The sequence below is a fragment of the Flagellimonas baculiformis genome, assembly GCF_033441575.1.
GTDB classification, from domain to species: Bacteria; Bacteroidota; Bacteroidia; order Flavobacteriales; family Flavobacteriaceae; genus Flagellimonas; species Flagellimonas baculiformis.
In genome coordinates this window covers 189825-212445 of sequence record NZ_JAUZVW010000002.1, presented here as the reverse complement: position 1 = coordinate 212445, position 22621 = coordinate 189825, and the positions used below count along the sequence as shown (strand labels likewise).

Annotated in this window: 21 protein-coding genes; 9 read left to right on the top strand and 12 right to left on the bottom strand. The window is 46.2% G+C overall.

Annotated elements, in window-relative coordinates; genetic code table 11:
* The first annotated feature begins 52 nt into the window (after nucleotides 1-52).
* The 6 genes from tnpA (at nucleotide 53) to SD450_RS03595 (ending at nucleotide 5282) form a co-directional block, all read left to right on the top strand.
* On the top strand, nucleotides 53-511 hold the full coding sequence (tnpA, locus tag SD450_RS03620; protein ID WP_318343272.1) for an IS200/IS605 family transposase: 459 nt from the start codon (nucleotides 53-55) through the stop codon (nucleotides 509-511).
* A 122-nt stretch (nucleotides 512-633) separates the two neighbouring features.
* Nucleotides 634-1623: a porphobilinogen synthase gene (hemB, locus tag SD450_RS03615; protein ID WP_318343271.1), complete on the top strand. Its 990-nt coding sequence runs from the start codon at nucleotides 634-636 to the stop codon at nucleotides 1621-1623.
* A 3-nt stretch (nucleotides 1624-1626) separates the two neighbouring features.
* Nucleotides 1627-2931: a serine hydrolase domain-containing protein gene (locus SD450_RS03610; protein WP_318343270.1), complete on the top strand. Its 1305-nt coding sequence runs from the start codon at nucleotides 1627-1629 to the stop codon at nucleotides 2929-2931.
* A gap of 39 nt (nucleotides 2932-2970) precedes the next feature.
* Nucleotides 2971-4089, top strand: coding sequence for a CNNM domain-containing protein (locus SD450_RS03605; protein WP_318343269.1), 1119 nt, complete (start codon nucleotides 2971-2973; stop codon nucleotides 4087-4089).
* Nucleotides 4089-4559 carry a methylated-DNA--[protein]-cysteine S-methyltransferase gene (locus SD450_RS03600; protein WP_318343268.1) on the top strand — a complete coding sequence of 157 codons (471 nt, stop codon included), beginning with the start codon at nucleotides 4089-4091 and terminating at the stop codon, nucleotides 4557-4559. The genes SD450_RS03605 and SD450_RS03600 overlap by 1 nt, the downstream gene beginning before the upstream one ends.
* 9 nt (nucleotides 4560-4568) lie before the next feature.
* Nucleotides 4569-5282 (top strand): 3'-5' exonuclease, encoded by a 714-nt coding sequence (locus SD450_RS03595; RefSeq protein ID WP_318343267.1) that lies wholly within the window; start codon nucleotides 4569-4571, stop codon nucleotides 5280-5282.
* A 222-nt stretch (nucleotides 5283-5504) separates the two neighbouring features.
* Here SD450_RS03595 and SD450_RS03590 read toward each other — a convergent pair whose 3' ends face one another.
* The gene (locus SD450_RS03590) at nucleotides 5505-7673 is read right to left on the bottom strand and encodes a S8 family serine peptidase (protein WP_318343266.1); all 2169 of its coding nucleotides are present in this window, start codon (nucleotides 7671-7673) and stop codon (nucleotides 5505-5507) included.
* Between the two features lie 524 nt (nucleotides 7674-8197).
* Here SD450_RS03590 and hflX point away from each other — a divergent pair.
* On the top strand, nucleotides 8198-9409 hold the full coding sequence (gene hflX, locus SD450_RS03585; protein WP_318343265.1) for a GTPase HflX: 1212 nt from the start codon (nucleotides 8198-8200) through the stop codon (nucleotides 9407-9409).
* A gap of 267 nt (nucleotides 9410-9676) precedes the next feature.
* Here the strand turns inward: hflX and SD450_RS03580 are convergent, their stop codons facing one another.
* Nucleotides 9677-10609 (bottom strand): DUF3078 domain-containing protein, encoded by a 933-nt coding sequence (locus SD450_RS03580; protein WP_318343264.1) that lies wholly within the window; start codon nucleotides 10607-10609, stop codon nucleotides 9677-9679.
* 230 nt (nucleotides 10610-10839) lie between these two features.
* Between SD450_RS03580 and SD450_RS03575 the strand changes: the two genes are divergently transcribed.
* Nucleotides 10840-12330: an Ig-like domain-containing protein gene (locus SD450_RS03575; protein WP_318343263.1), complete on the top strand. Its 1491-nt coding sequence runs from the start codon at nucleotides 10840-10842 to the stop codon at nucleotides 12328-12330.
* A 64-nt stretch (nucleotides 12331-12394) separates the two neighbouring features.
* Nucleotides 12395-14158, top strand: coding sequence for an Ig-like domain-containing protein (locus SD450_RS03570; RefSeq protein WP_318343262.1), 1764 nt, complete (start codon nucleotides 12395-12397; stop codon nucleotides 14156-14158).
* A gap of 82 nt (nucleotides 14159-14240) precedes the next feature.
* On the opposite strand, the gene SD450_RS03565 is transcribed toward SD450_RS03570, so the two are convergent.
* From SD450_RS03565 to sufB, 10 genes are all read right to left on the bottom strand, one after another.
* Entirely contained in the window at nucleotides 14241-14747 is a 507-nt protein-coding gene (locus tag SD450_RS03565) for a DUF2480 family protein (protein ID WP_318343261.1), read from the bottom strand.
* 69 nt (nucleotides 14748-14816) lie between these two features.
* Nucleotides 14817-15146 carry a DUF59 domain-containing protein gene (locus tag SD450_RS03560; RefSeq protein WP_318343260.1) on the bottom strand — a complete coding sequence of 110 codons (330 nt, stop codon included), beginning with the start codon at nucleotides 15144-15146 and terminating at the stop codon, nucleotides 14817-14819.
* A gap of 5 nt (nucleotides 15147-15151) precedes the next feature.
* On the bottom strand, nucleotides 15152-15574 hold the full coding sequence (locus SD450_RS03555; protein ID WP_318343259.1) for a SufE family protein: 423 nt from the start codon (nucleotides 15572-15574) through the stop codon (nucleotides 15152-15154).
* 96 nt (nucleotides 15575-15670) lie between these two features.
* Complete coding sequence (locus SD450_RS03550; RefSeq protein WP_318343258.1) at nucleotides 15671-16069, bottom strand: hypothetical protein; 399 nt, start codon at nucleotides 16067-16069, stop codon at nucleotides 15671-15673.
* 110 nt (nucleotides 16070-16179) lie between these two features.
* The gene (locus tag SD450_RS03545) at nucleotides 16180-17139 is read right to left on the bottom strand and encodes a zinc metalloprotease (RefSeq protein ID WP_318343257.1); all 960 of its coding nucleotides are present in this window, start codon (nucleotides 17137-17139) and stop codon (nucleotides 16180-16182) included.
* A gap of 160 nt (nucleotides 17140-17299) precedes the next feature.
* A complete protein-coding gene (locus SD450_RS03540) occupies nucleotides 17300-18526 on the bottom strand; it encodes an aminotransferase class V-fold PLP-dependent enzyme (RefSeq protein ID WP_318343256.1) in 1227 nt (408 codons plus the stop codon).
* 19 nt (nucleotides 18527-18545) lie between these two features.
* Nucleotides 18546-19862 (bottom strand): Fe-S cluster assembly protein SufD, encoded by a 1317-nt coding sequence (gene sufD, locus SD450_RS03535; RefSeq protein ID WP_318343255.1) that lies wholly within the window; start codon nucleotides 19860-19862, stop codon nucleotides 18546-18548.
* Nucleotide 19863: 1 nt separating this feature from the next.
* Nucleotides 19864-20289, bottom strand: coding sequence for a four helix bundle protein (locus SD450_RS03530; RefSeq protein ID WP_318343254.1), 426 nt, complete (start codon nucleotides 20287-20289; stop codon nucleotides 19864-19866).
* A 29-nt stretch (nucleotides 20290-20318) separates the two neighbouring features.
* The gene (sufC, locus tag SD450_RS03525; RefSeq protein WP_318343253.1) at nucleotides 20319-21071 is read right to left on the bottom strand and encodes a Fe-S cluster assembly ATPase SufC; all 753 of its coding nucleotides are present in this window, start codon (nucleotides 21069-21071) and stop codon (nucleotides 20319-20321) included.
* Nucleotides 21072-21152: 81 nt separating this feature from the next.
* On the bottom strand, nucleotides 21153-22598 hold the full coding sequence (gene sufB / locus SD450_RS03520) for a Fe-S cluster assembly protein SufB (protein WP_318343252.1): 1446 nt from the start codon (nucleotides 22596-22598) through the stop codon (nucleotides 21153-21155).
* Between the last annotated feature and the right edge of the window lie 23 nt (nucleotides 22599-22621).

The window sequence follows — 22621 nt, the reverse complement described above, 5'->3', positions numbered from 1 at the left end:
AAGAAAATTGATGACGAATCAAAAATTAACCCCGTAGGGGTGGTATGATTTTATGGCAAACACCTATTCACAATTGTACATCCAAATTGTTTTTGCTGTAAAGGGCAGGCAAAATCTCATTGCACCCCAGTGGAAAGATGAGTTATATAAATACATTACAGGAATAATAAGCAATGAAGGACAAAAATTGATAGCCATTAATGGAATGTCAGATCATATCCATATCCTGATTGGCTTGAAACCAAATAAATCCATATCAGATTTGGTAAGGGACATCAAGGCCAATTCATCAAGGTTTATCAATGAAAAAAGATGGATAAAGGGTAAATTTGAATGGCAGACCGGGTTTGGTGCATTTTCCTACAGCCATTCTCATCTCGACAAAATTGTACAATACATCAAAAACCAAGAAAAGCACCATGCGAAGAAATCGTTCAAAGAAGAATATGTTGCATTTTTAGAAACTTTTCAAATAGATTATGACAACAATTATCTTTTTGATGACGTATAATACCGCCCCGCTGGGGCTATCTATATTTCGCCTCTATCAAGGCTATCCATATTGATGCTCCTACGGAGCTGTAATCACGAAACAACCTATTTGGCAATATATTTATATAAAAACTGAAAACCATGTACCCACTGATACGAACCCGAAGACTCCGTGCCTCAGCATCCATCCGAAGATTGGTTCGCGAGACCATTGTGACCCCAGATGATTTTTTGGTCCCCCTTTTTGTGACCGAAGGCAAAGGCATTAGGGAAGAGATTCCCTCCATGCCCAACTATTTTCGCCTCAGTTTGGACCAACTGGAAAAAGAAGTGAAGGAACTGTGGAACATGGGATTGTGTTCCGTGCTACTTTTTGTAAAGGTTGATGACAAACTGAAAGATAATAAGGGCACCGAGGCACTCAACCCCAACGGATTGATGCAGCGTGCCATAAAAACCGTCAAAAATGCCTGTCCCCAAATGTTGGTGATGACCGATGTGGCCCTGGACCCATTTTCTTCTTATGGCCATGATGGTATTGTGGCCGAAGGACAGATCTTAAATGACGAAACGGCAGAAGTGTTGGCCGAGATGAGTGTATCCCATGCCCAAGCCGGGGCCGATTTTGTGGCACCCAGCGATATGATGGACGGACGCATCCTTACCATTCGCGAAGCTTTGGAAGACGAAGGTTTCACCGATACGGGAATCATGGCCTATTCCGCAAAATATGCCAGTGCCTTTTACGGTCCGTTCCGGGATGCGCTCGATTCAGCCCCCGTGGATATGGCCAATGTTCCCAAGGACAAGAAAACCTATCAGATGGATTATGCCAATCGGTATGAAGCCATTCGGGAGACCCAATTGGACATTGATGAAGGTGCCGATATCGTCATGGTAAAACCTGGACTGTGCTATTTGGATATCGTCCGTGAAATCCGTAACGAAGTAGATGTTCCTGTTGCCGTTTATCAGGTTTCAGGCGAATATGCCATGGTAAAGGCCGCAGCCGAAAAAGGGTGGTTGGACCACGATGCCGTGATGTTGGAACAATTGACCGCGATCAAAAGGGCTGGGGCCAACATCATTGCCAGTTATTTTGCCAAAGATTTTGTCCGCACACTAGGATAGCCCATGAAGAAAATCATCCTCTCGTTTCTGTTTTTTGTGCTTTGTTTCCAATTGGGAACGGCCCAATATGAACTCATCCATGCCCTACCCTCAACATTAGGGTTCGACGAGGCCTATATCGACCAAAAAGTGGATTCCATCATGGAAATGGGCATCAAAAACGAAGCCTTTCCCGGGGCTCAGGTCCTAGTGGCCAAAAACGACACGATCATTTTTCACAAAGCATATGGGTTCCACACTTATGATAGCATCCAACCCGTGGCCCTCAACGACCTGTATGACCTGGCCTCGGTGACCAAGATTACCGGCCCGTTGCCTGCCTTGATGAAGTTGGTGGACGAGGGCAAGCTAAACTTGGATGTCCCTTTCAGCACCTATTGGAAGCCTTGGAGAAAACAAAAGGACAAAAAAGACCTTACCCTCCGTGAAATATTGGCCCATCAGGCCGGATTGGAACCCTACATTGTCTTCCTTCAGAAAGTAATGCGAAAGGGAAAGCTGAAATCCCGTTTTGTGCAGCAGTCACCCAACAAAAAATTCACCGGGCAAGTGTATGATGCCCTTTACATCAACCATCGCTTCGTGCGGAAAATGGATCGCATCATCAACCGTTCCGATGTGTCCGAGGAGAAAAAATACGTGTACTCGGGGCTTACTTTTCTCATCTTTCCTAGATTGATCGAACAAATCACCGGAACAGACTACCAGACCTATCTGCAAGATAATTTTTATGGGCCTCTGGCCTGTCACACCTTGGGCTATCTGCCCAGTAGCAAACACTATGCAAACGCCATTGTGCCCACAGAGGTCGATACCCTTTTCCGAAAAACCTTGGTGAAAGGATGGGTCCATGACGAAAATGCATCGTTGATGGGAGGTGTTTCTGGCAATGCGGGACTCTTCGGAACGGCCGATGACCTCGCCAAAATCATGCTGTTCTATCAAAACTATGGTGCCGCGAATGGTCAGCAGCTCATTTCCGAAACCACGGTCAAAGAATTCACTAGGGTCCAATATCCTGAAAATGAAAATTATAGAGGATTGGGGTTTGATAAACCATTATTGAACAATGCTGAACTTCCGTTGGAGGAAGCCTACCCTTCCCCTTTGGCTTCACCGGAAAGTTTTGGCCATTCCGGGTTTACAGGAACCTTCGTTTGGGCAGATCCCGTGAAAAAATTGACCTTCATTTTTCTGTCCAATCGCGTTTATCCCAATAGAGACCACCGTGAATTGTATAGTTTGGACATTCGGCAGGCACTTCAGGATGTTTTTTATAAAGCCGAGGGAATCCAACCTAAAAATTGATTCCTATTCGTTATCTTGGTACTCAAGCTATAACAATCCATGGGACTACTGATTTTTTACGCCCTAATTTCAATCTTTTTTTCCTTCTTGTGCTCCATTTTGGAGGCCGTGCTGCTCAGCATCACCCCAACGTTCATCAATGTGAAAAAACAGGAAGGGAAAGAGTATGCCTCCACTTTCGAGTTCCTTAAAAAGGATGTGGATAAACCCTTGATTGCCATCCTTACCCTGAATACCGTTGCACATACGGTGGGCGCCATTTTGGTAGGGGTGCAGGCCAAGGCGGCCTATGCTGAAATGTACGGAGCCACCGAACGCACCATCCTGGGGTTCCGGTTTACCGAAGATCTTATGGTGGGGATTGTTTCCACTATCATGACGATTTTGATCCTGGTCACCTCTGAGATCATTCCCAAGACCATTGGGGCCACTTTTTGGAAGCAATTGGCCAACTTTACGGCAAAATCCCTCACCGTCATGGTGTTCATCATGAAATGGACCGGCCTTTTGTGGGTACTACAGTTGTTCACCAAACTTATCGGAAAGGGCCACCATGGCAGTGTACTGAGCCGGGAAGATTTTACGGCGATGACGGAGATTGCCCATGAAGAAGGTGTCTTTCAGGAATCGGAATCCAAGGTCATCAAAAACCTGCTCCGGTTTGAACAGATCAAGGCCAAGGATGTGATGACCCCGAGGACCGTGCTCAAAATTGCCTCGGAAGACATGACCATCAAAGAATTTTTTGAAGCGAATCGACCGTTGCGCTTTTCCAGGATTCCCCTCTACAAAGACCGTATGGACAACATCACGGGCTTTTTCCTGAAAGATGAACTCTTGGAGGCCATCATTAACAAAAAAGGCAATGAAAGCCTTTCCACCATCCGAAGGGATATTTTGGTGACCATCCGGTCCAAGCCCATTCCCGAGCTCTTCGAGAAGCTTGTGGAGAACAGGGAACACGTTTCCCTTATCGTGGACGAATATGGCTCCGTGAGCGGTCTGGTGACCATGGAAGATGTGATAGAGACCCTACTCGGATTGGAGATCATGGACGAAAGTGACAATGTGGAAGACCTCCAGGTGCTCGCCAGGAGGAACTGGGAGACCCGCGCCAAGCGTTTGGGAATCATTGAAGGAAAAAATAAAGTAGACTGATGGAAATCGCTTATTTACAAACTCCTGTGGGAATTGCAGAGTTTCAGGGCGATGAAGAAGGACTTGCTTCCATATCCATTTTGGACGAAAAAAGACCGATTGGGATAATTCCTGAAGTATTGGAAGATGCCGTCTATCAGCTCAAGGAATATTTTGAAGGTTCCCGCCAGCAATTCGACCTCAAACTGAACCCTTCGGGCACCGATTTTCAAAAAAAGGTGTGGGAGGCCCTACTTGAAATTCCTTTTGGAAAAACCGTTTCTTATTTGGAACTTTCCAAGAAGTTGGGAGATGTAAAAGCCATTCGTGCAGTAGCCTCGGCCAATGGCAAAAATCCACTTTGGATAGTGGTGCCCTGTCACCGCGTCATCGGAACCAACGGAGACCTCATTGGCTATGCGGGCGGACTGCATAGAAAAAAATGGTTGTTGGAACACGAGAGCCCTGCCAAGCAGATTGCTCTTTTTTAAATTTTTACCATGCTTTACAAACTTAACCTGGACCATATCCTATTCTTGGATATCGAGACCGTACCCCAAAGCCGGCTTTTCACCGACCTTGATGAGACTTCACAAGTGCTCTGGGAACAAAAAACACAATACCAGCGAAAAGAGGAGATCAGTGCCGAGGATTTCTATGAGCGCGCTGGCATTTGGGCCGAATTTGGCAAGATCGTATGTATTTCCGTCGGGTATTTTACCTTTAAAGGGGATTCCAGAAGCTTTAGGGTCACTTCCTTTCACGGGGAGGAGATTCAGATCTTAAAACAATTCAAACAGCTTTTAAAGGACCATTTCAGTCAGACTAAGCACCTTCTGTGCGCCCACAATGGCAAGGAGTTCGATTTTCCGTACATCGCCCGCAGAATGGTCATCAATGGCATCAACCTGCCCTACAAATTGGACCTTTTTGGAAAAAAACCGTGGGAAGTCCCCCATCTCGACACATTGGAGCTATGGAAATTTGGGGATTACAAGCACTATACCTCGTTGAAACTATTGGCCCACGTACTGGGAATCCCTTCTCCCAAAGAGGATATGGATGGCAGTATGGTGAAGGATGTCTTCTATGAGGAAAATGGTCTGGACCGAATCATCAATTACTGCGAATTGGACGTGGTGACCACGGCACAAGTATTCCTACGAATGCGCAATGAGGAGCTGCTGTCCGACGAAGAAATCAAAAAAGTATGATGATCTGTGAGACACAAATGGCACTAATTTTCTCGAATGCAATTGCAATGTCATTTTGAACTGTCACCCTGAACGTTGGTTGCTGAGCGTAGTCGAAGTAAGTCGAAGGGATGCGAAAAATCTAAAAAAGAATGATCGGAAGGAAGATCAACTTCAGGAACTTTTCCAACTTTCGGGTTTCCCCGTTAAAATGGGGATTGATTTGAAAGGATTCCATAGCAATCAGTTTTTGTAGAATTTGGTGCTCTTGATGCCAGAGTAATCCTGTACCACCAGTACATACAGCCCGGTAGATAGGGAGGACACATTGATGGAGCCCTGCGTCTTGCCTTTTTTTATCGTGTTGCCGGAAGTGGTGACTATGGAGTATTGCGCGTCTTGGGAAAGTTCGGCCTCCACGTTCAGGTATTCCACAGCGGGGTTGGGGAACACGGAAATGTTCAGCTCCTGGGGATAGCTCAATGTCTCCAACTCCATCATTTGGGTCTCTTCGCCCTGAAATTCAAAGGTGATGGTTTCTGAAAATTCGGAAACGGCGTTCTCGGCACAGATGGAGCGGACACGGGTCTCGTAGACCTTGCCCAGTTCCAGGTTACCAAGTTCAATCTGGTTCTCCCACACCAACTCGGTCTTCCAAGAATTTTCATCCAAACTTTTATACTGCACTTCGAAGAGGGTTTCTTCGGCTTCCCCCCAAGAAAGAGTCGCTCCTTCATCGGTGAATGATGCCAAAGCAAAATCCGAGGGTTGCTCTATGGAACATTTGGAAATTTGGGCCCCGGAAACTATAAGTGAAAAATCCTGAAATCCGTTCTTTAGGTTGCCTTTGTGGGTAATGGTGATGGTATATACTCCTGAAGCATTGGCAATCTCCACCCTTTCGTAAGGGTCAACTTTGTTGTCCCCTTTGGTGGCAGCATCGTTCGCTTTGGCGGGATTTAATTTCCAGGGCAAATGCGTTTCGTTGTTTTTGGTGATCCTGATATCGAGATCGTTTGTCAAGGCAGCTATGGTACTGTTCAAGTCGCCCTTGTTCACATATTCGCTTTCAGGATCTGTCCAAGAAATGGAGGCCATCAAGGGCTCGTTCCCCTTTGCAGATATGGTGATGGAAAAACTTTCGCCATTGGCCAAGCTCTCTTCGTTCACCAACGTGGTGTATTCTTTGTTCTGTAGTACCTCAGCAGCTGTTTTGGCATTGATGACTCCCCAACCCATTTTGTAATCGGGTCCCTTGGCGTCCACATCATCTGCCGTATGGAGCGCAAGACCTTTGAGCGTGGCCGCTTTCATATAAGTGCCAAAAAGTTCTTCGTGGTATTGTTGCAAGAGCAAAAGGGATCCTGTGACGCCCGGAGCGGCCATGGATGTGCCCGAAGATACTTGATAACTGCTATTGGTGGATGAGCTTGTGGAAAGGATATTGGACCCATCCCCGGCAAGATCAGGCTTCACCCGACCGTCATCCATTGGCCCAAAACTGCTATATCCTGCCACGGTGGCCTTGACCAACTCTCCTTTGCTGCCAATTTCCGTATTGGCCCCAGCAATCGTCAACCCATTTTTGGTGGTCGTAAATCCAAGCAAAAGGTCAAAACCATCTGCTGTTTTCCCAAAATTAGGGCTTGCATTGTCATTGGAGTTCTGCGCGTTTCCGGCAGCAGTCACCATAAGATAATAGGGAGCATTGTACATGATCTTGTCCCAATCTTGGGACACCTTGATGTAGGCACCAAAATACCAATCGGGAACCCTATCGGAAAGGATTCCATAGGAATGGTTGCTCAACAGCAATCCATTCACAGCCGCTTCCGCCACTTCAATTTTGTCACGGTTCCAATCGTGGGTCATGGCATTGGCCCCATAGGCAACCCCCTTGGCATTGGGTTCCACGCCGGAGGATATGAGGTTTCCTGTCACCAATGTGGCGTGCAGACTGATCTCGCTGGATCCATCGGCATTGTTTGCCCTGGCATCGAACTCTTGGTGCGTGGTCAGTGCCACGCCGGAGTCCCAAACCCCTACTTCCATGCCGCCGCCGTTCAATCCAAGGTTCAAAAGTCCTTCATTGTATAGGGTGTGCGCTCGGGAAGTTTGCGAAGCTGGGTCGTTCAGGGTCGTATAAAAAAGAGGGGTGCCATCGGTCCCGATATCTCTCAACTCTATTTTGGAACCATCGTTTGCCTTTTCGGTCTGTCTGTATGCCTTTGACGCAACGAGCTGACCGATCATCATTTTCTTTGATTGGTGTTCTGCTTCCCATTCAGCTATGATGGAAGCCATACCTCCTTGGTTATATGTAGTACGAATCTGATCTTTGGCCTTTTGGGATTGACCAACAGCGGTGAGAATCCCCAAAAAGGAAACCAAAATGAGTAAGATTACTCTCATAGGTTTAGTGGGTGTTCCGTAGCACATAGTTAAGTTTAGGTAAGGTTTGGACTACGAATATATTGACATTTATCAAAATCATCGATAAAACACAGGCTTTATTCGATGAAATGTCCTACACTTTTCTTAAAGCTGTTGTGAAAATCGGATTTTTTGATGTGTATTATTTTTCCTTCATTTATCGTGGGTCTCTTCCAAAGCCATGTAGATAGGAAAATGATCGCCGTACCCTTCCAAATATGATTCCACAGCAAAGCCTTCCTATTTCCGAAAGGGTCCTTACAATTTTGCAGGCCTTGTTCCGAAATTTGGACTCGTTCCAGTTGCGAAAACCTTCGGACGTAAAATCATCGTCAAGACTATGGGGGGGTCATCCTTGGTGTCGAAAAAATTCTCAAGATTGTAAATTGATTCTCTAGATTATACGATTTGAAGGGTTCTTTTTCGGATTGGGTCAATATTAGCCGAAAGTACAAAAATAAGCTTCCAAAACATTGTGTAGATTTGCACTTTAATCCCTTTTGATGCTAGAAAAGAAGTCGATAGATTATGAGAAGGCCGTGCTGGTAGGTGTCATCAACCAAGCACAGGATGAAACCAAGGTAACGGAATATTTGGATGAGCTCGAATTTTTGACCTATACGGCCGGGGGCGAGGTCGAAAAAAGGTTTGTGCAACGCGTGGAAGTGCCCAACCCCAAGACCTATATCGGTGCTGGAAAAATGGAAGAAGTGGAGCGCTATGTCAATGAAAATGAGATAGGTGCCGTCATCTTTGATGACGAACTCACGGCTGCACAACAGAAAAACATTGAAAAGATACTCCGGTGCAAGATTTTGGACCGAACCGGTCTCATCCTCGATATTTTTGCCCAAAGGGCCCAGACCAGCTATGCCCGAACGCAGGTGGAATTGGCCCAATACGAATACCTTTTGCCCCGATTGACAGGGCTTTGGACCCACTTGGAAAGGCAGCGTGGAGGTATCGGGATGCGTGGTCCGGGTGAAACGGAGATTGAAACGGATAGACGGATCGTGCGGGACCGCATCGCCCTGCTCAAAAAGAAACTCGCCAAGATAGACCGCCAGATGGAAACCCAAAGGGGCAACCGAGGGGCCTTGGTGCGTGTGGCACTGGTGGGCTATACCAATGTAGGCAAGTCCACTTTGATGAACGTCATCAGCAAGAGCGACGTGTTCGCGGAGAACAAGCTTTTCGCCACACTGGACACCACAGTACGCAAAGTGGTCATTGGCAACCTTCCCTTTTTGTTGAGCGATACGGTAGGTTTTATCCGAAAACTGCCCACTCAGTTGGTGGAAAGTTTCAAAAGCACTTTGGACGAGGTACGTGAAGCCGACCTGTTGTTGCACGTGGTGGACATCTCGCACCCCAATTTTGAGGAACACATTGACTCGGTGAACCAAATTTTGGGTGAAATAGACAGTATGGACAAGGAGACCATTATGGTCTTCAACAAAATAGACCAATACACCCCAGAGACCATTGATGAGGACGACTTGGTGACGGAACGGACTTCGGCCCACTTCACCCTGGAGGAATGGAAGAATACCTGGTTCAACAAAATTGGGGACCGTGCCCTTTTTATTTCGGCACTGAACAAGGAAAATCTGGACGAGTTCAGGAAGCGGGTGTATGATGAAGTGAGGGAAATCCACGTGACCCGTTTTCCATACAACAACTTCCTTTATCCCGAACAACTGGACGAATATTAAAACCGTTCGGAACAAAGTGTCCCCCTTTTCCGATTAAATGTTCCCCTAGGTCCTTTCCACCACAGTTTTTGGGCAGTTCACAACAAAAATTTAGGGGTTAACCATGTGCGGACTACTTTCACATTGTTTTTAAGTCATTTAGTGTCGAACCTTGATCTATGTGATCTTAACCTACTTAGACCATGGTCTTAAAAACTTGAAAAATCATATTTCACCCCACAAAAAAAGCCCTCATTTAGAGGGCTTTTTTAGTATCTGGAACTAGGTTTAGAACTTATAGCTCAAGCCCAAGGTCCAATACGTTTGTAGTTCGTTGTCAATGGTATCAAACGTGGCGGTCGGATCAGGGGTCGGCGCATTGTTGACGATATAGTTGAGGGTTTCTTGCTTGTTGCTCCTCAATCCAAAATCAAATCCTACCCCTATCATCTTCCAAAGGGAATAACTGAAGGAATTGGTCCACGTCCAGTTGCTCAGATCGCTGCTCTTATAGCTTTGGAACAGGGAAAGGTTGCTCTTGAAGCTCACGGCACCCAATTGCTTGGTATAGTCGGCCACAATCTTGGCACCCATGGACGATTCGAAAATAGTGTCCTCGCTGCTGAACACAAAGTTGTAGTTGAGGGGATGGATCACCACGACAAGGTCGGAGATGGGCGTCCAAGTGGCTCCGACACCAAGATCCAGATAACCGGGATCGTTAAAATTGCTCAAAATGGTGGTGCGGTACTCTGCCAAAGCCGAAATGGCAAATTTCTCGCTCAGTTTCCTTCCGTAGAGGGATGAAATGTTGAAGACATCCGTGGCCTGTCTGAAGCTATCATCATCGGTCGGGTCGTCCTTATCGTCCAATTTTACCCAAGTGAGGTTCACATTGGCCGCATTTCTCCAAAAAAACTTTTCTTCCTGAAGATTGGCAAAAGCATTTACGGTAAAACCGATGTTCCCCGATGAGTTATTGGGAATCCCCTGGGCAAACCAGTTGTTGAACTGGGAAAGGCTACCTCCGATGGTGCCAAAGGCACCGATTTTCCATCCGGGAAGGGCATCCAATTGTTTTTGCAGTGCGCTCACCCGGGACTGGATGGCGGCAATAGAGTCTTTTTTAGGGGCGATTTGGGCTTTCAGTTCCTCTTCGGTCTGCGCAAAGGTCACTGTCAGCACAAAGAAGGCCATAGCGGTCAAAAGCGATTTTTTCATAGTATGGAGTTTTCTGTTTAGACCGCAAAAGTAAGAAATGTCACTCTTATTCCACTTCGTACACTAAAGTCAAGAAACGGTAAATGAATCCAATAATAGGCTCGAAAAACGAGAACTGAAGAAACAATCCTCAATCCAGAACGGGTATCCGTCAACTCAAACTGGGCATTCGTCAATTAGCACCAATGGCAACCAACATTATTCTTTTTCTTGCAATTAAATTTTTTGTTATGAAAAGAATATTGGAAAAATCATTTCTATTGATCGTCCTATCTGTTTTGGCTATTTCATGTGCCAAAGACGACGGCCCGGCCCCCGTTGAACTCGATCCCGTTATTTCCAGTTTCGCTCCCAAGGAGGGCACTGTTGGATCTGAAGTAATCCTCTCGGGAATTGGTTTTGGAACAAACGTTCCGAAGAACATAGTAAAGTTCGGGGACATTGAGGCTGAAGTGAGAATGGCCTCCGCAAAGAAAATATGGGTCAAGGTGCCCGAAGGTGCAACCACTGGGAAGATATATGTCACTGCCTACGGCTACACTCTAGAGACCAAAGAGGATTTTGTTGTCATTAAGAATCCAGCCAAAACCTTGGAACTAGATAAGGTTTCCATGGATTTGTTCACCTTCGAAACAGCTGCCTTAAAAGCAATTGTTGATGGGTCGAACGGCACCAGTGTGCTTTGGGAAACGGACAATGAAGATGTGGCGACCGTGGACAGCAATGGTACCATTACCGCCATTTCTCCTGGGAAGGCCATCATTTCTGCCTCCATAGATGGGCTAGAAGCCTTCTGCACCGTTACAGTGAGGCCAAACATATATATAGGTGGATACATCAACAATGGGGACAAGAACGTTGCCATGATCTGGAAAAATGGGGAAGCACAACCGCTCATGGATGGGACCTCCAATTCTTACGTGCATGCTATATCTGTGGACGGAACGGATGTTTACGCCGTAGGTTACGAAGAGGAAAACGAAATAATATATGCCACACTATGGAAAAACGGAATCCCTGAAAGGCTCAGCAATTTCGCAAAAGGCTCCGCCGCAAATTCTATTGTAATAGACAATGGCGATGTGTATGCGGGGGGATATGATAAAACTGACACCCATTACACTGTCTCCCTATGGAAGAATGGTGTTAAGCAACAGTTTGAAAGCAGCGGATCCACAAGCTTTGCAAGATCGGTACAAGTACTGGATGGAGATGTGTATGCAGCAGGTTACGAACAATACGATTCCAGTAACTATGTTGCTTTGTGGAAAAACGGACAGTTGATACAGCCATCAGGAGAAAAGGGAGTTGTAAACTCTATGTTCCTTGCCGGGCAGGACATCTATTTGGCCGGGAGCACCAGCGGCCAAAACAATGCCATTGCCACTATCTGGGTCAATGGACAGCCCCAATACCTCTCTGACGGCAGCCTGAGCACCCGGGCAGAAGCAATCCACGTGGACAATGGTGATGTATATGTGGCTGGGAACTATTACTCCAATGGTTATGTAACAATGCTTTGGAAAAATGGCGTGCTGCAAGAACCCTCAGGAACGGTCGGAGAGCTACATTCAATAGTTGTACTCGACGGACAAGTCTATGCTACAGGAAATACTCGTAAGGGCAACATGTCAGTGGCCACAATCTGGATCAATGGAGTTCCCACGTTGCTCACCGATGGCAGCAACAATGCTTCTGCATCTTCAGTTTTTATAAGATAAATAAAAAGGGAAGGGGAATACCTCTTCCCTTCTTTAAAAACCCTATCATTTTAACCCATTCATCATGAAAACATTTTTTACAAAAATAACTGTTATATCGCTTACAATCAGTCTTCTATGGGCCTGTGGAAAGGACGACAGTCCGGAAGGACCTTATGACCTAAATCCAACAATAGCCTCTTTCGAGCCCACCTCTGGAAAAGTGGGTATGGAGGTGGTCCTTTCGGGCAAGGATTTCGGCTCAAACCCATCAAAGAACATTGTAAAGTTCGGCAACGTGGAGGCAAAAATAAAGATGGCCTCGGTCCAAAAAATTTGGGTAGAAGTACCTGAAGGTGCTGTTACAGGGAAAATATCAGTGACCGCAAATGGCAAGACGGTCAACACTACCGAGGATTTCGTGATCATCTCAAACTCGCCCGAATCCATAGAACTGGACAATACGGAACTGGTGATGTATCCCTATCCGTTTTATGCAAAGACTTTGGGCGTGATCACTGACATTTCCGGTTCAACAGTAGAGTGGAGCAGCAGTGATGTTACCGTGGCCACTGTGGACGAAAACGGGAATATTATGCCATTGGGCGTCGGGGAGACCACCATTACCGCTACCGTGGGGGAAGCCACCGCAGAATGTACCGTGATAGTCAAGGACGGCCCCATCACCAAAATGGAGCTCGACCTTAAAAACCTGGACCTTTATTCTGGGCAAACAGCAGTTTTGACGATTACCACATTGGAAGCAGAGGTAGAGGAGACAAGTCCTGTAGTATGGACATCTGACGACACCGAGGTGGCCCAAGTGGATGAAGAAGGTAACATAATCGGCCTTAAGGCAGGCAAGGCAGTGATAAGCGCCACAATCGATAATGCTACCGCCTCTTGTACGGTAAATGTACTGAACAATACTTATGCCGTAGGACATGAGATGGAGGACAATGTCACCGTGGCCACTATTTGGACCAACGGTGTGGCACAAAAATTAACGGACGGCACCAACGATGCCAATGCATACTCGGTCTTCATGGATGGAACGGATATTTATGTGGCCGGACAAGAGTATAATGGCAGCTACTATGTCGCCACCCTATGGGTGAACGGGGTGCCCCAACAGTTGACCGATGGGACCAATGATGCCCGTGCAGAATCTGTATATGTGGCCGATGGCAATGTCTATGTCGGTGGTTTTGAAAGCAATGGGACCTATTATGTCGCGACTGTTTGGGTAAATGGAGTACCCCAACAACTGGCCGACGGAAACAGTAATTCAGGGGTTGAATCTGTGTATGTGTACAATGGCGATATATATGCAGGTGGTTATGAAAACATCGGCTCATATGGTGTTGCCTCCATTTGGAAGAACGGTGTATCACAACAATTGACCGATGGTAGCGGCAACGCCAAGGTATTGGCACTACAGGTTCTGGAAGGCGATGTCTATGCAAGTGGATATGAATACATTGGAAACTATAATGTAGCTTCCCTATGGAAAAATGGGCAAAAAAGTGAATTGGGAGATGGAACATCAACTTCTTTTGCCAATGCATTGCACATCCATGATGGCACAGAATATGTTGCCGGACTTGAAAACAATGGCAGTGTCAATGTTGCCTTCGTATGGGCAAACGGAATACCAACAGAGCTTACCGATGGGACTGGAAGTGCCACCGCAACATCCATAAGTGTGGTCGATGGGAACATCTACGTGGCCGGGTATGAAAGCAATGGAAGCAAATTTGTTGGAAAAATATGGAAAAATGGAGAGGAATACCTCCAACTGACAGATGGCACGGAGCATGCGAACATTTATTCCATGGTGGTAAAATAATGTCCTTGGGATTCTTGATTCGCTTTGAAGTTTTAAAAAAAGAAAGCCCTGCCTTAGGTAGGGCTTTTAACTTATCAAAAAATCACTGCTTTCTCTTATAGAGCGGCACAGAAGAACAGGCTTCCCCGTACATCACACTTTTGGCCACCTGTTGAATCTTGGTCATGGCCATGATATAGGCATTCGCAGGGACGGGTTTGTGGGAGCATCCTTTTATGATGACGGGTTTATCTGTAAAATCCGAAACATCCAGGTTCTCCAAAATGGACTGATAGAGTGCCGTTTCCAAATCTTCTGGACTACCGACCACCACTTTTTTGGCATAGGGTGCCAATTTGGAGGAAACCAACATAAAGGCCCAACCGGGAACAATGGCATCGGTGGAGCAATGCAGCGCAACATACGCATCTTGATAGAGGGTCCAATCGGGGGCATCCACATGGTCCCTGAACTCCTTTTCCCGCAATATGATGCCTTCGTACAGCCAGTCCTTGATATCTAGTACCTTTCTTTCCCCTTTTGGATAATAATCCTCCAGGTCAAAAGTGACCAATTTGCTCTGGGCTACCCTATTTATGATTTCATCCATTAGATTTGAGTATTGAGATTTTAGTAGTTAGACCGTCTAGGTTCTCAATTCTAGTTTCTACCATCTGATTTACAGAAGTCCAAGTTCCAATTTGGCCTCTTCGCTCATCAATTCCTGTGTCCAAGGGGGATCAAAAGTGATCTCCACTTCCACATCCTTGAGCTCATCAATGGACTTGACCTTTTCTTCTACCTCAACAGGCAAACTTTCGGCCACTGGGCAGTTCGGCGAGGTAAGTGTCATCAAGATCTTGACATCGTAATCCTCGTTTACGAAGACGTCGTAGATCAATCCCAGTTCATAGATGTCCACAGGGATTTCAGGGTCATAAATGGTCTTCAGGATCCTTACTATTTTTTCGCCCAAGTCTTGGGTGTCTATATTGGTTTCTTCGCTCATCTTGTCTAATTTAACTGTGTTTGATAGGCCACCGCATACAGTTTCAACTGCTTGATCATACTGACCAGACCGTTGGCCCTTGTGGGGGACAAATGTTCCTTCAACCCGATCTCATCTATAAATGCGGTGTCGGCATCTATGATGTCCTGCGGTTTCTGGTTGCTGAACGCCCGGATCAGTATGGCAATGATGCCCTTGGTGATGATGGCATCACTGTCTGCGGTAAACACCAGTTTATCGCCATCCAGCTCCGCATGGACCCATACCTTGCTCTGGCATCCTTTGATCAGGTTGTCTTCCGTTTTATATTGTCCATCTATCAAGGGAAGGGATTTGCCCAGTTCTATCATGTATTCGTACCGTTGCATCCAGTCATCGAACATGGAAAACTCATCGACTATCTCTTCCTGTATCTGCTCTATGGTCATATCTTACATTTCAATTGTAAAGGTACCACAATACTGCTATCAATGCAATAAAGGTCCATAGAGAAAGGTTATAACCTCTTTAAAATCAGTAATAGTTCAACGCCCTATATTTTCTGACGTGTTGTAGATTTCTTCGACCAGTGCTTTGAGATCTGAAGGCGGGTTGTTGTCATCAAACATGGGGGATGTATAGGTCTGACTTCCTGTTTTGATAACCAATCGTCCATAGGCAGCTCTATCCGAAGCGTGCAAAGAAGAGGGAGGGCTCAAATTGGCCAAGGCCGTTAGGTCTATTTTTGAGATAAGTCCTAAAAATCGGTTCCACGTTTCATCAGGTGTTTCGAGTTCGGTTTCATAGGCATCAAACCCTGTTTTGGTGATGGCTATCTTCTTGGCGTCGATTGTAAAGGTGAAGGTTGACATTCTTGTGCCGCTCTCATAGAAAATGGACACGACCGCATCTTTTTCCTCCTTGACATCCCTACATGTTGCCATACTCAAAACACAAAATAGAAGCACATATGCTGCTTTCATACTACCGATTATTTGATAAAAAAAAGGTACCGAAAAAATTCGGTACCCCTTTCAATTTAGCAAAAAAGTTCTTAGTCGGCCATATCCGCTCTATACCCTCCTGCTGCAAAAACAGACCACATACGGTCTCTTTGTCCGGCAGTGAACATGTTCAAACAAGGGTCATCGGAATAATCCATAAAGTTCATGGTCATATCGTTGGTTCCGCAACTCACCGTAGGATAATTGGGACAGCCCCTGCTGGGTCCATCAGAATCGGGCGTATCATCCACAAAATCTGAAGCTCCACAACCTCCATCTCCCCAGATGTGTCTGAGGTTCAACCAGTGACCCACTTCGTGTGTGGCAGTTCTTCCGGTTGAGTAGGCTGTGGTGCCGGTAAACCTGTAGTCCAAAACCACACCGTCTGTGGCACGATCTCCTCCAGGAAATTGGGCATATCCCAGGATATTTCCACCTCTATAGGGCATGTTGTTCACGACCCAAATGTTCAAATATTCCTCGGGGTTGACCACTGGAGAAACAAACTTCATGGAGTCATCTGGTCTCCAGGAACGGCTTCGATTGTAGGTTCTGATGACTTCCTGAAGTGTAAAAGTAATGTTGATGTCGGCCTCAACAGCAGAGAACTCCCCTGGGATACTGGCCCTACCGGGATTATCCAAGTTGAAATCCTCATTGAGTGCATCGATTTGATCCTGAATCTGGGCCAGTGAGATGTTTTCGCTTTGTGTTCTGTAGATAATATGGAAGACCACAGGGATCTCAATGGATCCATCGGCAAGTAATTTTTGGGTCATCCCCTGTTTCAAAGCAGTTTTGGTGTGATCCTCAACGGCCTGCATCCGGATGGCCAAAGTGGGGTCTAGGGCCAATTTATCTTCCAAAACACCCATGGAACCACATTGGTCTGCAGACAATTTGAACACCTCCTGTTCAAGGACCTGTTCCGTTTCAACGGTCGTTTCGGTTTTTTCACACGATGCAAATAGAAAGGCACCAACGGCAAGATACTTAAAGACTTTTTTCATGTATTTTAACATTTAATTAAGGTTAATGATGCCCTAATATATTAAAATTTAACACGAAATTAAGATTTTGTTATAAAAATCGACAACATGCACAATTTGTGGGAATATTCTCCTACAACGTTATAGTTGATGGGTCAAAAAATAAGGGGTTAAAACTGGATCACAGAAGCATCCTTTGGGCGCGTTTCACCCCTTCCACCAGCTTGTCCACTTCCTCTTGGGTATTGTAAAAGCTGAAACTGGCACGTACCGTTCCCGGAATCTTATAAAAATCCATGATGGGCTGTGCACAATGGTGGCCCGTCCTGACCGCTATTCCCAGTTTGTCGAGAATGGTACCGATATCATACGGATGGATACCTTCAATATTGAAGGAAATCACCGAAGTCTTGTGTTTTGCCGTTCCGTAGATCCGCAATCCTTCTATGGTGAGCAACTGCTGCGTCGCATATTGCATCAGTTCATCCTCGTATTGGGCAATGGCGCCAAAACCTATGTTTTCCATATAGTCCAAAGCGGCACCAAAGGCAATGCCCCCACAAATGTTGGGTGTTCCGGCTTCAAATTTATGGGGCAGATCGGAATAGGTGGTCTTTTCAAAAGAGACTTCTGCAATCATTTCCCCTCCGCCTTGGTATGGTGGCAATTTATTCAGCCATTCTTCCTTTCCGTAGAGCATTCCCACTCCTGTCGGTCCGCACATTTTATGTGCCGATACGGTATAGAAATCCACGTCAAGGGCCTGTAGGTCGGGTTTGAGGTGTGCGGCAGCCTGCGCCCCGTCTATCAAAACGGCCGCACCTACTTTATGGGCCGCATCTATGATCTCTTCGATCGGGTTGATGGTACCCAGGGCATTGGACACATGGTTACAGAACACTAACTTCGTCTTGTTGGACAATAGATTATGGTATTCCTCCATGATCAATTCCCCTTCCTGATTCATTGGGATGACTTTGAGAACTGCACCGGTACGTTCACAGAGCATTTGCCAAGGCACAATGTTGGAATGATGCTCCATGGCAGACACCAGTATCTCATCCCCTTTCTTTAGAAAGGAAGTAAAGCCCGTGGCCACCAGATTGATGCCGTGTGTGGTCCCTGATGTAAAGATCACTTCATAGGTCTTGCCAATATTGAAATGCTTCTGGATCTTTTGGCGGGCCAACTCGTAGGCGTCCGTTGCTTCTTGGGAAAGCGTATGCACCCCACGGTGGATGTTGGCGTTATAGCGATGATAGTAGTCCACGATCACATCGATGACCTGTTGAGGGGTCTGCGAGGTGGCGGCATTGTCCAAATACACCAAAGGCTGTCCGTTCACCTCACGATTAAGGATGGGAAAGTCCTTGCGGATGGTCTGTATGTCCAAAGCGGTCTGCAACATCGTATGCTTTTTTTATTCTTTACAGGTCAAATCCGACCCGTACGCCCAGTTTATTGGCAATGATCTTGTTCACCCTTGCCTTGAGTTCGGGAATGCGTACACTCTCCAACACGTTATTGGCAAAAGCATACATCAACAAAGCTGTGGCCTCCTTTTTCGGGATACCTCTTGACCTTAGGTAGAATAGGGCCTCGTCGTCCAATTGACCGATGGTACAGCCGTGGGAACATTTTACATCATCCGCAAAGATCTCCAATTGGGGCTTTGAGTTGATGGTGGCCCTGTCGCTCAGCAAAATATTGTTGTTCTGCTGGAAGGCATCCGTTTTTTGGGCAATCTTGTCCACAATGATCTTTCCGTTGAACACGCCTGTGGAGCGGTCGCCAAAAATTCCCTTATAATCCTGATGGCTCTCACAGTTGGGCTGCCTGTGGTGCACCAAGGTATGATGGTCCACATGCTGATTGTCCCCCAAAATGGTCACGCCTTTCAAGGTAGAATCAATGCGTTCCCCGTTTTGAAAGAAGTTCAGGTTGTTGCGGATCAACTTTCCTCCAAAGGAAAAGGTATGCACCCGAACCACGCTGCTGTCCTTTTGGGAAATATAGGTGTTGTCCACCAAAGAAGCCGTCGCGGCATCGTTCTGAACCTTGTAGTAGTCCACAATGGCATCCTTGCCCGCAAAGATCTCGGTCACAGAATTGGTGAACACCTCATTGTCCGTCAAACTTTGGTGGCGCTCTATGATCTGTACCTCTGCATTGTCCTCTGCCACGATCAGGTTCCGTGGTTGGAGCATCAAAGCAGCTTCATTGCCCGTGGCCAAATGCAATATCTGGATGGGCTTTTTGGGCATTTTGTTCTTTGGGATATAGATGTAGGCCCCTTCCTTACTGAAAGCCGTGTTCAACGAAGTCAACGACTCATCCTGCGATGCCGCCTTGTTAAAATAGACCTCGATCACTTGACGGAACATGGGCTTACTGAACGCGGAACTCATCAAACAGACGTCTACCCCATCATGTGTGGTTTCCGACAGATAGGAGCTGTATACCCCATCCACAAACACAATTTTGTAGGTATCGATCTCGTGGAGGAAATATTTTTTCACGTCCTTGTATTCCAGTGTGGTATCCTCTTTTGGGAAAATGCTGAAATCCACCTTTTGAAGGCTATTGAGCGATGTATATTTCCATGCTTCCTCCTTTTTGGACGGAAACCCTTTGGCCTCAAAGTTCTTGATGGCCTCCGAACGGACTTCGTGTATCGGATGGTCTAGATCCACACTGTCCTCAAAAGCCAAAAAAGAAGAGACTAATTTTTCTTTCAAATCCATTTTATAGGTTTTGGGTTTCAGGTTTCAAGTTTTGGTTTTCCCTAAACTTTACCCCTTTAAAATCTTTTTTGTTCAAATAATTGATGAAGTTTGCTATTTTCCTGCTGAGTATTTCATATTCTGAAGTCAGCTTTAGCATTTCATCCTCTTCAATATAACCGTTATCAAAAACTCGGTACAACTGTGACCTTGACTCCCCGGCAGATCCTTTTGCCATAGAAAGAAATTGTCTGAATTCCAGGTTCCCGTCCCTTTCAAAACCTTCGGCAATGTTATCCATCACCAAACCAGAAGAAGCTCTGATCTGGTCCCTAAGTTTAAAATGGTCTTTCAAATCCGTACTTTTTGCAATATGGATTATCTCTTTGGAAAGTTTTCTTGCTTCCTGCCAAATTTCCAAATCCTCGAATTTTTTTACGGTAGCCATAACCTGAAACAACATTAAACTTGAAACTCCTAGACGGTGGCTTCTTGTTTCAACCAGTCGTATCCTTTTTCTTCCAACTCAAGGGCAAGTTCCTTGGTGCCGGATTTCACGATTTTTCCATTGTACAGTACATGCACAAAATCTGGGACAATGTACTCCAACAGTCGCTGGTAGTGGGTGATCACAATGATGGCGTTGTCCTTGCTGCGCAGTTTGTTCACCCCGTTGGCCACGATGCGGAGGGCGTCAATGTCCAATCCGGAATCGGTCTCGTCCAAAATGGCGAGTTTGGGTTCCATCATCGCCATTTGGAAGATTTCGTTCCGCTTCTTTTCCCCTCCAGAGAACCCTTCGTTCAAGGAACGGGACAAGAATTTGCGATCGATTTCCAACAGTTCGGACTTTTCACGGATTTTTTTCAACATCTCATTGGCAGGCATGTCTTCCAATCCCTGTGCCTTTCTGGACTCGTTGATGGCGGTCTTCATAAAGTTGGTCACCGAAACTCCTGGGATTTCAACCGGGTACTGAAATGACAGAAAAACGCCTTTGTGGGCCCTTTCTTCCGGTGAAAGCTCTTCCAGGTCTTCCCCGTCCAAAAGGATGGTGCCTTCCCCTACTTCAAATTCTTCTTGGCCCGCGATCACTTCGGCCAAGGTACTCTTACCAGAACCATTGGGTCCCATGATGGCGTGTACCTCTCCGGCGTTCACCTTTAGGTTGATACCCTTAAGGATTTCCTTATCTTCTACGCTTGCGTGTAAATTTTTGATCTCTAACATCTTGTATAATTGTATCCTGTCTTATTATTTGTGAATTCGCTCAATCACCAAATTATATTGGGTAGCTGAGCATGGCCAAAGCTATCCTACCGAACCTTCCAAACTGATTTCCAATAGTTTTTGGGCCTCTACGGCAAATTCCATGGGCAATTTGTTCAACACTTCCTTACTGAAACCGTTCACGATAAGGGCAATAGCCTTTTCGGTATCGATTCCCCGTTGGTTACAGTAGAAAATCTGGTCTTCGCCAATTTTACTTGTGGTGGCTTCGTGCTCTATCTGGGCCGATTTGTTCTTCACCTCAATGTAAGGGAAGGTATGCGCCCCACAACGATTGCCCATCAACAGGGAATCGCATTGGGAAAAGTTTCTTGCATTCTCGGCACGACTGCTCACCTGGACCAATCCACGATAGCTGTTCTGCGACTGGCCTGCGGAAATTCCTTTGGAAATGATGGTGCTCTTGGTGTTCTTGCCCAAGTGGATCATCTTGGTCCCGGTATCGGCTTGCTGGAAATTGTTGGTCACGGCAATGGAATAGAATTCGCCGATGGAATTGTCCCCCTTCAACACACAGGAAGGGTATTTCCAGGTGACGGCGGAACCGGTTTCTACCTGTGTCCATGAAATCTTGGCGTTCTTTTCGCAAAGGCCACGCTTGGTCACGAAGTTGAACACGCCTCCCTTTCCTTCCTTATCGCCAGGGAACCAGTTCTGTACGGTAGAGTATTTGATTTCGGCATTGTCCAATGCGATCAATTCCACTACAGCGGCATGCAATTGGTTCTCGTCACGCGATGGTGCGGTACATCCTTCCAAATAGCTGACGTAGCTTCCTTCATCGGCAACCACCAAAGTTCTCTCGAACTGTCCTGTTCCCGCTTGGTTGATACGGAAATAGGTGGAAAGCTCCATTGGGCATCTGACCCCTTTGGGAATGTAGCAAAACGACCCATCCGAAAATACGGCCGAGTTCAAAGCGGCATAAAAGTTGTCCTTTTTGGGGACCACCGTTCCGATGTATTTCTTCACCAACTCCGGATGTTCCTTGATCGCTTCGGAAATGGAGCAGAAAATAATCCCTTTTTCTGCCAAGGTCTTTTTGAAAGTGGTGGCCACGGAAACGGAATCCATCACGATATCCACCGCCACTCCAGCCAATTTCTTCTGTTCGTCCACCGAAATGCCAAGCTTCTTGAAGGTATCCAGCAATTCGGGATCTACTTCGTCCAAGCTGTTGTACTTTGGCTTTTTATTGGGTGCGGAATAGTAAGAAATATCCTGAAAATCAGGCTTTTTATAGGTTACGTTCGCCCATTCCGGCTCCTTCATTTCCTGCCAGGCACGAAAAGCTTCCAATCGCCACTCCGTCATCCAATCGGGCTCTTCCTTCTTCTTGGAAATGGCAATCACAATCTCCTCGTTCAACCCTTTGGGAAGGGTATCCGATTCAATATCCGTGTAGAAACCGTACTCGTATTCCTTGGTCTCCAGTTCTTTTTTTAATTCTTCCTCTGTATAAGCCATATCTTATAAGTTAGCCAATTGAA